At 42.6% G+C, this 2,537-nt stretch carries 1 protein-coding gene; it reads left to right on the plus strand.

All coding sequences use genetic code 11. From position 1 onward, the window contains the following. Positions 1-178: 178 nt before the first annotated feature. Complete coding sequence (locus B2V92_RS08405) at positions 179-2,503, plus strand: GH92 family glycosyl hydrolase (RefSeq protein WP_293306811.1); 2,325 nt, start codon at positions 179-181, stop codon at positions 2,501-2,503. The last annotated feature ends 34 nt before the right edge of the window (positions 2,504-2,537 follow it).

Below are 2,537 nucleotides of genomic sequence, written 5' to 3' on the forward strand. Positions count from 1 at the left end.
GATCAGTGAAATCAGCGGGAACAAAAAGCGGTTACAACTTTGCACCCTTTGCAGTTAGTCTTCAACTTCACTCAAACTCACAAAATCGTTTCTAATATCAAAGCCGAATCACCTTCCAAAACTTAATTATTCTTATATTTAAATCGTTTTACTTGATCCCTTTATAACCTAACCCGATATGAAATCAACCCCTGCATACAGCATCGCCCTGGGCATTATTGTATTGTTCTCTTCCTTCACCCCAAAACCCAAAATCAAACAGCCTGCCGATTATGTAAATCCATTTATTGGTGCCACCACCAGTATCGATGCTGCCGGAACCTATCACGGTTTAGGTAAAACATTTCCGGGTGCTGCCACGCCTTTTGGTATGGTACAGGTGAGTCCGAATACCATTACCGGTGGAGATAATGGCTCGGGTTACAGTGATGAACACCGTACGATAGAAGGTTTCGCCCTTACCCAGATGAGCGGTATCGGTTGGTATGGCGATATGGGTAATTTTTTGGTGATGCCCACCACAGGAGCCTTAAAAACTGCTGCTGGAAAAGAAAACGGAACAAAAGGTTACCGCTCTGTTTATGATAAAAAATCAGAAAAGGCTTCTGCCGGATATTATAGCGTACAACTGACTGACTATGCTGTTAAAGCAGAATTAACAGCTGCAACGCATAGTGGAATGATGCGTTTTACCTTTCCCGAAAATAAACAATCGAGGATCCAGATCGATCTTGCACGCCGTGTTGGCGGAACCTCAACCTTACAATATGTAAAAGTGGTAAACGATCATACTATCGAAGGATGGATGAAATGTACACCCGACGGTGGTGGTTGGGGTAATGGAGACGGCCTGGCCGATTATACCGTTTATTTTTATGCAGAATTTAACAAACCCTTAAAAAATTATGGCGTATGGTCAGCCGCAATACCCGATGCCTGGAAACGTAAGGCCGAAAATGTATTTAGCGATGAATACCAGTCGGTAATTGCCCATTCGGCCATTTTAAAGGGAACAAAAGAGAAAGAGGCTAAACATTTAGGTTTTTATACGGAGTTTGCGACCAAAAAAGGGGAGCAGGTATTGATCAAAACCGGAATCTCTTATAACAGCATTGCAGGTGCCAAAGCAAATTTGGGTAAGGAAATCCCGGATTGGAACTTTGATAAAATACATGAACAGGCCCGGTTGAAATGGAATGATGCCTTATCGAAAATTAAGGTTACTGGCGGTACGGAAGATGAAAAAACCGTTTTTTATACCGCTTTGTACCATACGCTCATCGATCCTCGTACTTTTGAAGACGTTGACGGTAATTATTTCGGGGGTGATGGTAAAATCCATCAATCTAAACAATTTACCAAACGGACCATTTTTAGTGGCTGGGATGTTTTCCGCAGTCAGATGCCCTTGCAAACGATCATCAACCCAGTAGTCGTCAACGATATGATCAATTCGCTGGTTACATTGGCAGGTGAAAAACAGAAAGATTATCTGGAACGTTGGGAGCTGCTCAATGCTTACAGTGGCTGCATGATCGGTAACCCTGCCGTTTCGGTGATCACAGATGCTTACCGCAAAAACATCAGGAATTTTGATGTGCCTAAAGCTTATCAGTTATCGGTTAACAGTGTAGAGAAATTCGGGAATGGAGATAAAGGGTACTCTTCCGAATCGGTAGGCATTGCCCGTACGCTCGAATACGCCTATACCGAATGGTGTGTGGCCATGCTGGCGAAAGATTTGGGTAAAGCAGCCGACCATGAAAAATATACGAAAAGAAGTTTATCCTATAAAAATATATTCGATCCCGAAAAGAAATGGTTCAGACCAAAAGATGAGAACGGGAATTGGTTACCATGGCCGGCAAAAGGAAGGATGCAGCAGGATTATGGCTGTATGGAAAGCAATCCTTATCAACAGGGTTGGTTTGTTCCACATGATGTTGAGGGCATGGTAGCTTTAATGGGAGGGAAAGAACATGTAATTGCCGATTTAAATGCCTTTTTCGATAATGCACCTGAAAATATGAAGTGGAACGATTATTATAACCATCCCAATGAACCTGTGCACCATGTTCCGTTTTTGTACAACAGGTTGGGTGCTCCCTGGCTTACGCAGAAGAGGAGCAGAGATATTTGCCGTAATGCTTACCATAACAATGTAGAAGGTTTGGTGGGCAATGAAGATGTTGGGCAGATGTCGGCCTGGTATGTATTGGCAACTGCTGGTTTGCATCCTGTTTGCCCCGGCGATAACCGTTACGAAATTACAAGCCCCTTGTTTAATAAGATCGAACTGAAACTGGATCCGGTTTATGCCAAAGGGAAGACTTTTAATATCATCGCCCAAAACAATTCTGCCGAGAATATTTACATCCAGAAAGCCACATTAAATGGAAAAGTTTATAACAAGTGTTATTTAAACCACGATCAGATTATCAACGGCGGAACTTTGGTTTTAACTATGGGAAATCAGCCTAATAAAAACTGGGGACTGGAATGATGGGAAATGGATGATGGAGGATGTAAAATGGATG

Origin of the sequence: Pedobacter sp. UBA5917 (assembly GCF_002432345.1) — a bacterium.
Classification (GTDB): Bacteria; Bacteroidota; Bacteroidia; order Sphingobacteriales; family Sphingobacteriaceae; genus Pedobacter.